At 70.6% G+C, this 12983-nt stretch carries 13 protein-coding genes, 1 other RNA gene and 1 pseudogene; 8 read left to right on the top strand and 7 right to left on the bottom strand.

The window, feature by feature from the left end; all coding sequences use genetic code 11:
- Nucleotides 1–45 precede the first annotated feature (45 nt).
- Both P5P86_RS12005 and P5P86_RS12000 read left to right on the top strand, forming a co-directional pair.
- On the top strand, nt 46–843 hold the full coding sequence (locus tag P5P86_RS12005) for an ABC transporter ATP-binding protein (protein WP_280607670.1): 798 nt from the start codon (nt 46–48) through the stop codon (nt 841–843).
- A complete protein-coding gene (locus tag P5P86_RS12000) occupies nt 843–3404 on the top strand; it encodes an ABC transporter permease (protein ID WP_280607669.1) in 2562 nt (853 codons plus the stop codon). Before P5P86_RS12005 ends, P5P86_RS12000 begins: the two co-directional genes overlap by 1 nt.
- Before the next feature lie 112 nt (nt 3405–3516).
- On the opposite strand, the gene panB is transcribed toward P5P86_RS12000, so the two are convergent.
- A complete protein-coding gene (gene panB / locus P5P86_RS11995; RefSeq protein WP_280607668.1) occupies nt 3517–4383 on the bottom strand; it encodes a 3-methyl-2-oxobutanoate hydroxymethyltransferase in 867 nt (288 codons plus the stop codon).
- A gap of 243 nt (nt 4384–4626) precedes the next feature.
- Between panB and P5P86_RS11990 the strand changes: the two genes are divergently transcribed.
- The 5 genes from P5P86_RS11990 to P5P86_RS11970 all read left to right on the top strand — a co-directional run bounded on the left by P5P86_RS11990 (nt 4627) and on the right by P5P86_RS11970 (nt 9360).
- Complete coding sequence (locus tag P5P86_RS11990) at nt 4627–5523, top strand: ABC transporter ATP-binding protein (protein WP_280607667.1); 897 nt, start codon at nt 4627–4629, stop codon at nt 5521–5523.
- On the top strand, nt 5520–6308 hold the full coding sequence (locus P5P86_RS11985; RefSeq protein ID WP_280607666.1) for an ABC transporter permease: 789 nt from the start codon (nt 5520–5522) through the stop codon (nt 6306–6308). Before P5P86_RS11990 ends, P5P86_RS11985 begins: the two co-directional genes overlap by 4 nt.
- Before the next feature lie 14 nt (nt 6309–6322).
- Complete coding sequence (locus P5P86_RS11980; protein ID WP_280607665.1) at nt 6323–7459, top strand: sensor histidine kinase; 1137 nt, start codon at nt 6323–6325, stop codon at nt 7457–7459.
- Entirely contained in the window at nt 7456–8070 is a 615-nt protein-coding gene (locus P5P86_RS11975) for a response regulator transcription factor (RefSeq protein WP_280607664.1), read from the top strand. Before P5P86_RS11980 ends, P5P86_RS11975 begins: the two co-directional genes overlap by 4 nt.
- A 78-nt stretch (nt 8071–8148) precedes the next feature.
- Entirely contained in the window at nt 8149–9360 is a 1212-nt protein-coding gene (locus P5P86_RS11970; protein ID WP_280607663.1) for a PQQ-dependent sugar dehydrogenase, read from the top strand.
- A gap of 24 nt (nt 9361–9384) precedes the next feature.
- Here the strand turns inward: P5P86_RS11970 and P5P86_RS11965 are convergent, their stop codons facing one another.
- From P5P86_RS11965 to P5P86_RS11955, 3 genes are all read right to left on the bottom strand, one after another.
- Nucleotides 9385–9648: a hypothetical protein gene (locus P5P86_RS11965; protein WP_280607662.1), complete on the bottom strand. Its 264-nt coding sequence runs from the start codon at nt 9646–9648 to the stop codon at nt 9385–9387.
- Nucleotides 9649–9652: 4 nt separating this feature from the next.
- Nucleotides 9653–9832, bottom strand: a complete 180-nt coding sequence (locus tag P5P86_RS11960) for a hypothetical protein (RefSeq protein WP_280607661.1) — start codon at nt 9830–9832, stop codon at nt 9653–9655.
- A gap of 98 nt (nt 9833–9930) precedes the next feature.
- Nucleotides 9931–10338: a tetratricopeptide repeat protein gene (locus P5P86_RS11955; protein WP_280607660.1), complete on the bottom strand. Its 408-nt coding sequence runs from the start codon at nt 10336–10338 to the stop codon at nt 9931–9933.
- A 59-nt stretch (nt 10339–10397) separates the two neighbouring features.
- On the opposite strand from P5P86_RS11955, the gene rnpB reads away from it, so the two are divergent.
- Nucleotides 10398–10782, top strand: an RNA gene (rnpB, locus tag P5P86_RS11950) — RNase P RNA component class A.
- A gap of 200 nt (nt 10783–10982) precedes the next feature.
- Here the strand turns inward: rnpB and P5P86_RS20105 are convergent.
- The 3 genes and pseudogenes from P5P86_RS20105 to P5P86_RS11940 form a co-directional block, all read right to left on the bottom strand.
- Nucleotides 10983–11975 (bottom strand): annotated as a pseudogene (locus P5P86_RS20105) (tyrosine-type recombinase/integrase); the annotation flags it as partial.
- A complete protein-coding gene (locus P5P86_RS11945; RefSeq protein WP_280607659.1) occupies nt 11975–12406 on the bottom strand; it encodes an ImmA/IrrE family metallo-endopeptidase in 432 nt (143 codons plus the stop codon). The gene P5P86_RS11945 and the pseudogene P5P86_RS20105, both read right to left, overlap by 1 nt.
- Nucleotides 12406–12816 carry a helix-turn-helix domain-containing protein gene (locus tag P5P86_RS11940; protein ID WP_280607658.1) on the bottom strand — a complete coding sequence of 137 codons (411 nt, stop codon included), beginning with the start codon at nt 12814–12816 and terminating at the stop codon, nt 12406–12408. Before P5P86_RS11940 ends, P5P86_RS11945 begins: the two co-directional genes overlap by 1 nt.
- Between the last annotated feature and the right edge of the window lie 167 nt (nt 12817–12983).

Genomic DNA, 12983 nt, shown 5'->3' with positions numbered 1-12983 from the left:
GGCGCAGCCGTCGCGTGCGCGGCTCGGATGGGGTTGTCTGGACCCATGACACCGCAGGCGACCACCGAGGACACCCGGGACGTGGCCGCTCGCGCGATCGACCTGAGCAAGAGCTACGGCTCCGGCGACTCCGAGGTGCGGGCGCTGGACGGTGTGAGCGTCGCGTTCCAGCGCGGTGCGTTCACCGCGATCATGGGGCCGTCCGGCTCGGGGAAGTCCACGCTGATGCACTGCCTGGCCGCCCTCGACACCCCGACCTCGGGCCGGGTCATCGTGGACGGGACCGACGTGGGCTCGCTCAACGACAAGGCGCTGACGACGCTGCGCCGCGAGCGGATCGGCTTCGTGTTCCAGGCGTTCAACCTGATCCCGACGCTGACCGCTCGGGAGAACATCCTGCTGCCCCTCGACCTGGCCGGGACCAGGCCGGACCCGGCGTGGTTCGCCACCGTGATCGAGGCCGTCGGGCTGGCCGACCGGCTGGGACACCGGCCGGCGCAGCTCTCGGGCGGCCAGCAGCAGCGGGTCGCCTGCGCCCGCGCCCTGGCTAGCCGGCCGGCGATCGTCTTCGCCGACGAGCCCACCGGCAACCTCGACTCCGCCTCGGGCGCGGAGGTGCTGGGCTTCCTGCGCCGCAGCGTCGAGGAGTTCGGCCAGACGGTGGTGATGGTGACCCACGACGCCGTCGCGGCGTCGTACTGCGACCGGGTGGTCTTCCTCGCCGACGGCCGGATCGTCGACGAGCTCGACCGTCCCACCCGCGATGGCATCCTCGCCCACATGACCGCCCTGCAGGACGCCGCCGTACAGGCGCGGGCGGAGCTCGACGAGCGGGACGCCTGATGCTGCGCCTGGTCCTGCGCAACCTGTGGGCGCGCAAGGTCCGGCTCGTCATGAGCGGTCTGGCGATCGTGCTCGGCGTGGCGTTCCTGTCCGGTGTGCTGGTCTTCAGCAACGGCCTGTCCAGCACCTTCGACTCGATCATCAAGGGCTCCACCCCGGACGCGACCGTGCGGGCGAAGGGCCTCGACTCGTTCGGACCCGGCGACGCCGGCACGCCGACGGCCACACTGGGCCCCGACGTCGTGACGCGGCTCGCCGCCCTGCCGCAGGTGGCGTCCGCACGCGGCAGCATCGACGGCAAGGGCATGAGCCTCCTCGACAGCCACGGCGCCCTGGTCGGCGGCACCGGCGCCCCGACGCTGGCGTTCAACCACTCCGGCGCGCTCGACATGGCCGGTCAGCCGATCCTCCTGCTCAAGCGCGGGAGCTGGCCCGGTCCCGGTCAGCTGGTGCTGGACGAGGGCAGCGCGAAGCGGGCCGGCTACCACGTCGGCGACATCGTCTCGCTGCTGCCGCCGACCACCAGCCGGCAGCTCAAGGTGCCGCTGGTGGGCACTGCCGAGTTCAACGGCGGCTCGACCGCCGGTTCGACGCTGCTGATCTTCGACACCGCCACCGCTCAACGGATCTTCCTGGGCGGTCGGGACGCGTTCACCTCGGTGGCGCTCACCGCAGCGCCCGGGGTCTCCCAGACCGCGCTCGTGGAGGCGGCCAGGATGGTGCTGCCGGCCGACTTCGAGGCTGTCACCGGCGACCAGGTCGTCCACGAGTCGCAGGACGCGATCAGCCGGCTGCTCGACGTGATCTCGGTCTTCCTGCTGGTCTTCGCCCTGATAGCGGTGGTGGTGGGCGCCTTCATCATCGTCAACACGTTCACGATCCTGGTGGCCCAGCGCACCCGCGAGCTGGCGCTGCTGCGCGCCCTCGGCGCCACCCGCCGCCAGATCACCCGGTCGGTACTGGCCGAGGCGCTGGCCATGTCGGTCGTCGCCTCGAGCATCGGCATCGCGCTGGGGTGGTTGCTGGCGCGTGGCCTGGCGGCGGTCTTCCGCGCCGCCGGGCTCGACATCGCGGGCCGGGTGCTGACCCTGGACGCCGCGTCGGTCCTGATCAGCTACGCGGTCGGGGTCGCTGTCACGCTCCTCGCCGCGTGGCTTCCGGCCCGGCGAGCGGGTCGGGTCGCGCCGGTGACGGCGATGCGCGGCGACCTGGCCCGTACCTCGGCGCCGCTGCGGGCCCGCGCTGTCGTCGCGGCGCTCCTGTTCGCCGTCGGCGCGGTGCTGGCCGCGCTCGCCTTCCTCGATGCGCCCGGGTCGCCGGCCGCGTGGGTCGGCGCCGGCGCCCTGGTCTGGGTGCTCACCCTGGCGGCGAGCAGTTCCCTGGTCGGGCGGCCGGTCCTGGTGGTGTGCCGTGCGGTCTTCACCCGGCTCTTCGGCGCGACCGGCCGGCTCGCGGGCGAGAACGCGCTGCGCGACCCTCGACGCACGGGTGCCACCGCATCGGCTCTGATGATCGGGCTCGCACTGGTCTCGACCATCGGCGTGCTGGCGGCGTCGCTCAACAGCACCGTCGGCGACATCGTCGAGGAGCAGTTCTCCTCCGACTTCCTGGTCCAGTCGACGACCTTCGCGCCGTTCCCGACGGCGATCGGCGACCAGCTGAGGAGCGTGCCGGGGGTGGCGACGGTGAGCCGGCAGCAGATCGTCGGCGCCACCATCCTCGACCGTTCCGGCTCCGACAGCGGGCGGAGCACGCCCCTGGCCGGGGTCGACGACGCGTTCACCGGGATCTACCGGCTGGAGATGCGCTCGGGCACCGAGCAGCTGCGCGGGAACGGCGCCGTGGTCGCCAGCGACCTGGCCCGGCAGCGCGGCTGGCACCTCGGCAGCCCCTTCGAGCTCGCCTTCCCCGCCGGCCGGACGCTGGCGCTCACCGTCACCGGCATCAGCAAGCCGAGCGCGATCACCGCGCCGATCAGCATGCGGCTCGCCCTCATCGCTCAGGCGGGGCTGCAGCGTCAGGACACCTCGCTGAGCATCATGCTCGCGCCCGGAGCGTCGGCTGCCACCGTGCTGCCGGCGCTGAAGAGGGTCACCGACGCGGCCAAGATCGTCGAGGTCTACGACAAGGCCAGCTTCGCCGACCAGATCCGCGGCCAGGTCGACCGGCTGCTGTACCTGATCTACGGGCTGCTCGCGCTGGCCATCGTGATCGCCGTCATCGGGATCGTGAACACCCTCGGCCTCTCGGTCATCGAGCGCACCCGCGAGATCGGACTCCTGCGCGCCGTGGGGATGAGTCGCGCCCGGCTGCGGCGGATGGTCACCCTGGAGTCCGTCGCGATCGCCCTCCTCGGCGCGGTGATGGGGATGGTGCTCGGACTGCTCATCGGCGTCCTCCTCCGCCAGGCGCTCGCCTCCCAGCTGACCTCCCTCGGCCTGCCGCTGGGTCAGCTGGCGCTGTTCCTGGTGGTCGCGGTGGTGGTCGGCATCCTCGCGGCGGTGCTGCCTGCGGCCCGGGCGGCGAGGTTGAACGTGCTGGCAGCGATCACCTCGGAGTAGCGCCGAGAGGTCACGTACGGCGGGTCGAGTGGTCACCTTCTGCGGGTCGAGTGGCCGACGCGCCGACCGGCGGTGACCACTCGACCCGCAGAAACTGACGCCTCGGCGTGGGTCAGAAGGTGTGCTCCGCGCCCGGGAACTCCCCCGATCGCACCTCGGCGGCGTACTGGCGGGCACCCTCGAGCAGCTGGGTCCGTACGTCGGCGAAGGCCTTCACGAACCGCGGCAGCCTGCCGTCCTGGGGGCCGCGGATCCCCATCGCATCGGTCCACACGAGGACCTGACCGTCGCAGCCGCTGCCCGCACCGATGCCGATGGTGACGATGTCGAGCTCCGCACTGATCCTGGCCGCGACGTCACCGGGGACCATCTCCATCACGACCGCGAAGGCGCCCGCCTCGGCCACCGCGCGGGCATCCTCGACGACCCGGTCGGCCGCGGTCCCGCGACCCTGCACGCGGTAGCCCCCGAGGGCGTGCTCGGACTGCGGGGTGAACCCGATGTGGGCGCAGACCGGGATCCCGCCGTCGACCAGCTTCTTGATCGTGGGTGCCATCTCCACGCCGCCCTCGAGCTTGACCGCGTGTGCCAGACCCTCCTTCATGAACCGGACAGCGGTCAGGTAGGCCTGCTCGGGTGAGGCCTGGTAGGAGCCGAACGGGAGGTCGCCCAGCACCATCGCGCGGGTGGTGGAGCGGGCGACGGCGCGGGTGAGCGGGAGCAGCTCGTCGACGGTGACGGGCAGCGACGTGTCGTTGCCGAAGACGTTGTTGGAGGCGCTGTCGCCGACGAGGAGCACGTCGATGCCCGCCTCGTCGAAGATCCGGGCGGTGTACATGTCGTAGGAGGTCAGCATGGTGACCTTCTCGCCGCGCTCCTTCATCTGGCGCAGGTGGTGGGTCCGGACCTTGCGCACCGCCGGCGCGGTCGGGCCGCCGCCGCCGTACGGGGCGGGTTCTTCTGCACTCGTGCTCGACATGGGACTGCCTTCCTCGTCATCTCGCGGCTCCCGAATGGAGTCCACGGACCGCGTCCAGCCTAGGTGTGGACCGACGCCGGAGGCGCTGTGGCGATGGTCACGCGGTGCCCACTCGACCAGCACTTCGTGACCTGTCGACCGCCACGATGTGACGTTTCGGCAGGAGGCTTCCTGACATCTGTCATCCCGACCCCGTGAGTCTCGGCAGAAGCGGCGAGCGGTCGCCTTCACCAGACTGAAGCCATGACAGTTCCTGCGGTGCGCCTCGTCGGCGTCACCAAGACGTTCGGCCAGGTGCGGGCCGTGAACGGGATCGACCTCGAGCTCCAGCCGGGCGAGGTGGTCGCTTTCCTGGGTCCCAACGGCGCCGGCAAGACGACGACCATCGACATGATCCTCGGGCTCTCCCAGCCGACCAGCGGCACCGCGAGCGTGCTCGGGCTCAAGCCGCGCGACGCCATCGCGCGCGGCCTGGTCAGCGCGGTGATGCAGACCGGCGGCCTGCTCAAGGACCTGACGGTCCGCGAGACCGTCACCTACACCGCGAGCCTGTTCGCCGACACCCTGCCGGTCGACGAGGCGCTGGCCAACGCCGGGATCAGCGCGATCGCCGACCGCAAGGTGGGCAAGTGCTCCGGTGGTGAGCAGCAGCGGCTGCGGTTCGCGATGGCGCTGCTGCCCGATCCTGCCCTGCTGCTCCTCGACGAGCCGACGACAGGGATGGACGTCGAGGGCCGACGCACCTTCTGGAACGCGATCCGCAAGGACGCGGACCAGGGTCGGACGGTGCTGTTCGCGACGCACTACCTGGAGGAGGCCGACCAGTACGCCGACCGCATCGTGCTGATCAGCAAGGGCCGCAAGGTCGCCGACGGGACCGGCTCGGAGATCCGCGCCCTGGCCGCCGGCCGGACCGTGCGTGCCACCGTGCCGGGCCTGGACGGCGCCGTCGAGCAGAGCCTGCGCGCCCTCGGTGGCGTGGACCGGATCGACGTGCGCGGCGACCAGGTCGTCGTGCACGCCAAGGACAGCGACGCCGTGGCGCGCTACCTGCTCACCGAGACGGGTGCGCGCGACCTGGAGATCACCAGCAAGAACCTCGAGGACGCGTTCCTCAGCCTGACCGGAGGCGACCAGTGAGCACGACGACTTCCTTCGACATCGAGGCGCGCCGCGTTCCACGGCGGGGCGGCTTCAGCCTGACCCTGCTCGGGATCGAGCTGCGCCGGGTGCTGCGCAACCGGCGTACGGTCGTCTTCAGCCTGCTGCTGCCGACCCTGATGATCCTCATCTTCGGCGCCCAGTCCGGGTGGCAGGAGCGGGCCGGGAGCGGCAACGTCGCGGCGTACATCCTGATCTCGATCGCGCTGTACGGCGCCGCGCTGACCTCCGCTGCCGCCGGCGCGATGGTGGCCCTCGAGCGGGCGACCGGCTGGTCCCGGCAGCTGCGGCTGACGCCGCTCAACCCCGTCGCCTACATCGTCGTCAAGGCGCTGGTGGCGCTGTTCATGGGCGCCCTGGCGATCGTGGTGGTCAACGTCGTCGGCATCGTGATGGGGAAGGCCGACATGTCGGCGAGCGTCTGGATCGCCAGTGCGGTCCTGGCACTGGTCTGCACTGTCACCTTCGCCGCGCTCGGGGTGTTCGTGGGCTACCTGGTCCCCGGCGAGAACGCGATGCAGCTTCTCGGCCCCGGGATGGCCGCGCTGTCGTTCCTGGGCGGCGTCTTCATCCCGCTGAGCAGCTATCCCGAGGCGGTGCGCGACGTCGCCTACTGGACCCCCATGTACGGCGTGGCCGAGGTGGCCCGCGCGCCGCTCACGCACGAGCTGCCGTGGTACGCGATCGTGAACGCGCTGGGGTGGCTCGCGATCTTCGTCGCCGGCGCCGCGTGGCGGATGAGCAAGGACACGGCCCGGGTGTGACTACCGTCGTCCCTGTGAACGAGGAGCGCGTCCAGGGGCTGGACGTCCCGGTGGGCCAGGCCTTCCCGTGGGCGTCCGGCCGTCGGTGGGGCGCGGGGCCGTGGCTGGGCGCGATCTGGCTGATCTTCATGGTGCCCGCGCTGGTCGACGGCTGGCAGGCCCGCGGTGAGCTCCACGGTGTGATCGGCCTGATCGCCACCCTGTCGTTCATGGCGCTCTACACCTTGATGTTCGTGGGGACCGACCGGGTCCGGCTGCGGATGATCGAGCAACCGCCGCTGCGCCAGGCGCTGCCCTTCATCGGCGCTCTGGTGGTGCTCGGCGTCATCAGCACCGCGGCGCTCGGCACGAACGCCACCGCCGCCGCCGTCTTCGTGGCGGCCGCCGCGATGATGTCGCTGCCGCTGCGGATCACCGTCGTGCTCGACGTCGCCATGGTCGCCGCGGTGATCGTGGTCGGTCAGCTGCAGGGCTGGCCCGGGCAGGGCGGCGTGGCGTTGGGCACCCTGATGGCCTCGCTGGCGATCCTGGGCATGCGCACCGTCGTACGCCGCAACGTGCAGCTGTGGCGCGCCAACGAGCAGAACACCGTGCTCGCGGTCGACAACGAGCGCAACCGGTTCGCCCGCGACCTGCACGACATCCTGGGCCACTCGCTGACGGTCATCACCGTCAAGGCCGAGCTCGCCCAGCGGCTGATCGAGGTCGACGCCGCGCGGGCGCGGGTGGAGATCGCCGACCTCGAACGCCTCTCCCGCGACGCGCTGGCCGACATCCGGCGCGCCGTCGAGGGGTACCGCGAGCTCACCCTGCCCGGCGAGCTGGCCCGCGCCCGGGCCGCGTTGGCCACGGCCGAGATCTCGCCGCACGTCCCGCAGGCGACCGAGATCGTGCCGACCGAGCTGCGCGAGCTCTTCGCCTGGTCGGTGCGCGAGGGCGTCACCAACGTCATCCGGCACTCGGGCGCCCGACGCTGTGACATCCTCCTGTCCGAGTCCTGCGTCGAGATCCGCGACGACGGCCACGGTCCGTGCGACGAGCACGAGGGCTCCGGCCTGACAGGGCTGCGCGAACGCGCCGCCGCTGTCGGCGCCGTCGTCACCACCCGCACGCTCTCCCCCGGCTTCTCCCTCCAGGTGGCTCGCCCGTGACCTCATCCATCAGGCTCCTGCTCGCCGACGACCAGGCGCTGGTCAGGGGTGCGCTCTCCGCGCTGCTCAGCCTCGAGCCCGACTTGGAGGTCGTCGCCGAGGTCGGGACCGGCACCGAGGTGGTGCCCGCGGTGCTCGCGCACCGGCCCGACGTCGCGCTGCTCGACGTGGAGATGCCCGGCATGGACGGCATCAGCGCCACCGCCGCGGTGCGGGCAGCCTCGCCGTCGACGAAGGTGCTCATCGTGACGACCTTCGGCCGCCCGGGATACCTGCGCCGAGCGCTGCAGGCCGGTGCGAGCGGGTTCGTCGTCAAGGACACCCCGGCGGCGCAGCTCGCCGACGCCGTACGGCGGGTGCACGCGGGGCTGCGCGTCGTCGACCCGGCGCTGGCGACCGACTCCCTGCTGGCCGGCGAGTCGCCGCTGACCCAGCGCGAGACCGAGGTGCTGCAGGCCGCTCGGGACGGGTCGAGCGTCGCCGCGATCGCCGCCAAGCTGTTCCTGTCCGAGGGCACGGTGCGCAACCACCTCAGCGCCGCGATCGGCAAGACGAACGCCACCAACCGGACCGAGGCCGTCCTGGTCGCGGACGGGAACGGGTGGCTGTAGGCGGCAGCCAGCGTGGCGCCGTGACAGTTTGCGCGGCGGCGGCGCCTGCCGCGACGCCAGCGGGATACCGGCACCAGCATGGTCCGCTCCGTCTCCTCGACGGCGGCCCGCAACCTCGGGACCGCCGTACTCGCGCTCACGCTGCTCGCCGCGCCCGCCGCCGCGTGCACCACCTCCGACTCCCCCGCCTCCGCCTCCGGCTCGCGCCCCGCCCAGCCGGCGACCCGAGCGGCCGTCCCCCGCCTGAGCGTGAAGACGCTCGCCACCGGCCTCGACCATCCGTGGGACGTCCAGCCGCTGCCGGGACACCGGTTGCTCCTCACCCAGCGGGATCGCGCCGCGCTGACGCTGTGGCGGCACGGTCGCACCACCAACGTCGGCTTCGACAACAGCCACATCTGGGTCTCCGGCGAGACCGGCCTGCTCGGCCTCGCGGTGGATCCGGACTTCAAGCACAACCGCCGCATCTACACCTGTCAGGGCTGGAGCCTCGCCGGCGGCGGCCATGACGTCCGGGTGGTCTCGTGGCGGCTCGACAAGGGCTACACCCACGCCACGCTCAAGCGCACCCTGCTCACCGGGCTGCCCAGCACGAGCGGCCGGCACGGCGGCTGCCGGCTGCTGATCACCCGCAACGGCGCCCTCAACGTGGGCACCGGCGACGCTGCCACCGGGACCAACCCCGAGAGCCTGACCTCGCTCGGCGGCAAGACGCTGCGGCTCGACCGCAGGACCGGCAAGCCGTGGCGCACCAACCCGTTCCGGCACGCCGCGAACGGCGCGACGCGCTACATCACCAGCTACGGCCACCGCAACGTCCAGGGGCTCGCGCAGCGCTCGAACGGCCAGCTGTGGTCGATCGAGCAGGGGACGTCGCGCGATGACGAGGTGAACAAGATCAAGGAGGGCGGCGACTACGGCTACAACCCGGTGCCGGGCTACAACGAGTCGGTGCCGATGACCGATGACGCGCTTCCCGGCAAGCAGATCGCCGCGAAGTGGTCCAGCGGGCCCTCGACGATCGCCACCAGCGGTGGGACGTTCGTGCCGAACGGCCGCCGCTGGGGCGCCCTGCGCGGCACGCTCGCGATCGGCGTGCTCAAGGGCGAGGAGGTGCTGTTCGCGAAGTTCACGAAGAAGGCCGGTCGGCTGGTCTCGACCACCGCGCCGGCCGAGCTCAAGCGCTACGGGCGGATCAGGACCGTCGTCGACGCACCCAACGGTGACCTGCTGATCACCACCGACAACGGAGGCGGCGACGACGTACTGCTGCGCGTGAAGCCCGCCTGAGGACTGCCGGGCTCGCCGGGGCGGTCACCACACCCACAGGCCACCTGCCACCTCGACGACCAGCCAGAGCACGAGCCCGCCTGCCGCTGACCACGCCACCCGCACGGGGGCGCGCGTGAACCAGCGGCAGGCGCGGGCGAAGAGCACCACCCAGGCGACCAGCAGGACGAGGACCGCCCACCACGGACCGATCAGCAGCGCGGCCAGGTCGAGGAAGAGCAGACACGCGAGGGCGCCCATCCCGACGAAGCCCCACGGGGAGACCTTCTGCGGATACGACTCCGGCAACGGGTCAGTCGTCGTTCCACTTGGGATCGTGGTCCCAGTCCTCGTTGCGCTCCTCGACCTTCTCCAGGGCGTGCGCCGCCTCCTGCTCGGTCGGGTAGGGCCCGAGCCGGTCGGCGGCGCGACATCCCTCGCGCGGCTCGACGGTGTGGTGCTTGAGGCAGAAGTAGTACTCGCTGTCGCTCACGGCTCGAACCTACCGCGCCCTGTAACGCGGTGTCCGGTCGACTTCCGCGGCGTCGCAACACCGCGGAAGTGCTGTGGACACCGCGTTACAGCTCGGCCTCAGTCGGCGGCGCGAGCGAGCTGCTGCTCCACCCGGTAGGCGGCGGCCTGGTAGTCGTAGTCCTCGCACATCACCGCTGCCAGGCGCAGCGGCCCGAGGGCCTCGGCGTACCTGCTCTGGCGCTCCAGGGCGCGGCCGAGCGCGTGCTGCGCCCACGCGTCGCTGGGATCGGTCTCGACCAGGTCGCGCAGCACCTCCTCGGCCTTCTGCAACTGGGCGCGCTGGAGGTAGGCCCAGGCCTGCAGGGTGCGCAGGCCGGTGTTGGTGGGATCGTCGGCGAGGACGGGCTCGATCAGCTCGAGCGCCTCCCGCGGGAACCGGCGGCTCAGCAGATCGTGAGCGGTCCGGTACGCCGACTCCGGGCCCTGCCCGGGGAACATCACGACGGGTGCCATCAGCTCGTTCATGGGCCCTTCAACGCCCGGATGAAGCTGCGCATTCCGGCGCGGTAGGGTGTGCGAGCGGACGGGCTGGCCGGGCGACCGCGTTGCTCCCTCGGGAGCACCGAGGAAAGTCCGGGCTCCACAGGGCAGGGTGGTGGCCAACGGCCACCCGGGGTGACCCGCGGGACAGTGCCACAGAAAGCAGACCGCCCTCCTCGTCGGCCGAGCTTCGGCGATGCCGATGATGAGGGTAAGGGTGAAACGGTGAGGTAAGAGCTCACCAGCGGCCTGGGTGACCAGGCCGGCTAGGTAAACCCCACCCGGAGCAAGACCAGACAGTGCTCGCCTGAGGGCTGCCCGCCTGAGAGTACGGGTAGGTCGCTCGAGGCCGCCGGCAACGGCGGTCCTAGATGGATGGTCGCCGCTCCGCGAGGAGTACAGAACCCGGCTTACAGGTCAGCCCGTCCGCCCGCCCTCGATCCTGAGCGTGAAACGCTCCGGATCGAGGGCGTTTTCGCGTCTACTGTCCGATTACTGTCCGGCCGAGCAGCGGACGGACTTCCACCGAGCGCCTGCTCCATCAGCGAGCGCGAGTGGGCGCGGTCCTCCTTCATCAGGTGACCGTACGTATCGAGCGTCTCGGAGGCGTTCTTGTGCCCGAGCTGCGCCTGCAGCTCCTTGATCGAGATTCCACCTGCCAGCTGCACCGAGGCGAAGTAGTGGCGCAGGTCGTGCGGGGTGGCATCGGTGCCGACATTCTTAGCGGCGTGCGCCCAGGCTGATTGAAGCGTGCTGGCCGTGAGCACGAGGCCGAGAGAGTTCGAGAACACCAACCCGGCTGGCCCGAGGCCGTATGCCTCCTCGTGGTCCTTGATGGCCTGAACGACGATGGGCGCCACATGGATAGTGCGATTCGAGCTCGCTGTCTTCGGCGGCCCGAACACGATGCGGTCCGATGTCGAGGACCTCGCCTGCTGACGGTCGATCAGGATCGTGCCGAATGGGTCAGCCACGCGATCCCGCGTCAGACCGAGCAGTTCGCCGCGACGCATGCCTGTGCCGGCCGCCACCAGCACCAGCGCGCGATAGCGCGGCGTGATCGACTCGGCGAGCGCCAGCACCGTCTCGGTCGAGATCGGCGTCAGCATGTGCTTCGGGTCGAGGGCTGGGAGCGAGATCTTCTCGGCAGGCGTACGCACCAGGACCCGGTCGGAAACCGCAGCGCGCAGGACGATCGCGAGGGTGTGGTACCGGCTATGCGTCGTCGAGGCGGCGGCCGTCTGCGACCACTTCTTGACTAGCGCCTGCACCATCGGGCGCGTCAGTTCCTCGAGCCGTACGGGGCCGAGCTCGGGCAGGATGTGCTTGTCGAGGTGGTGGCGGTACAGCTCCTCACTGCTGGGACGAACCACCTGTCGAGAGATCCAATCCTCGACGTACGCACGCAGTGTCTGCCGGGTTGCGGCCGGGCTCACCCACTGCCCTGAGACGAGCCCCGCGGTCTGCTCGTCAATCCAGTTCTGCGCGTCACGCTTCAGCTTGAAGTCGCGGGCGTACTCCTTGCCGGAGCGGTCGGCGTAGCGCGCATGCCAACGCTCGGCCGTCCGCTCATCGCCGTCCTTCGTCTTCCAGCGGATCGTGCGCTTCCGGATGCTGGCCATCACGCCACCTCGCGCATGCGTCGGCGGAGATACTGCTGCTCGGTTCTCGTCAGGTAGTCGCGCCGCACAGCGAGAATCGCGTCCGACACACGCAGTTCCACGGCCATGGCCGACAGGTGGTTGTTGTGCAGGACCATCGCGTCGCCAAGATCCTCGATGTCAACTAGAAGCTTCGCCGCTATGCGATTGGCTCGAATCTCCTGCCGCAGGGTCGTCGTCGCACACTCGGTCTGCTCGTCGGCCGTGTCGGCATGTCGGAGCTCATGGCACAGCACGCTTCGAGCCTGACGGCGAGACATGCATGGGTCGAGGTGAATGCGCCGCAGGTCGTGAACGTACTGGCCGAGGAGCGAGCCGGCGAGTGGCTTCCACTTCAGCTCGATCTCGGGCCGCTCCGACAGCTCTGCCCAAGGGCTGTAGCTGTTGCGCATCAGATCGAGTTCTCTCCGGGGTCTTCGAGCTTGCCCTTGTTGGCAACGGCACGGAGGCTAGGCGCCTCCCCTGACAGTTCCGCCTCGTCGGCCTCTCGGCGCCGACGCTCAACAGCGTTGGCTTCAGCCTGGCGGTTGGCGTCCTCGATGAAGCGTGCGTGATGCTGGTCGACTGCGCGCTGCAGAAGGTCGGTGGGCTCCTCGCCGAGTGCCGCGCAGATCATCTCGACGTCGTCGAGGGTCAGCGGCTTCTCGTCCCGGAGGCGAATCGCCAAGTAGTTGTGAGAGCGGAAGCCGGCCGAGAGGGCGAGTTCGCGCACGGAAATGCGTTCGACGGCCATCAGTGCGCGAACTTCGGCTGCGACAGCACGCGCGAGGGCGGTCTGCGTGCCGTGAGGGAAGTACTCCATGACTCCAACGTACTCGAAATTCGAGTATTTGTCCGTTCGTGTTGTTTACGTACCCGCATCGTGTCTACTGTACCGACATGGGTACACGAACCACTTCGCTTCGGCAGACCGTAGCCGCGGAGCTGCGAGCCGAGATGGCTCGCCAGAAGCGCACCGGTGTGGAGCTA

Origin of the sequence: Nocardioides sp. BP30 (assembly GCF_029873215.1) — a bacterium.
Taxonomy (GTDB): domain Bacteria; phylum Actinomycetota; class Actinomycetes; order Propionibacteriales; family Nocardioidaceae; genus Nocardioides.
Note: the sequence above shows the minus strand (reverse complement) of the source record. Positions and strands in the feature narration are given on the sequence as shown.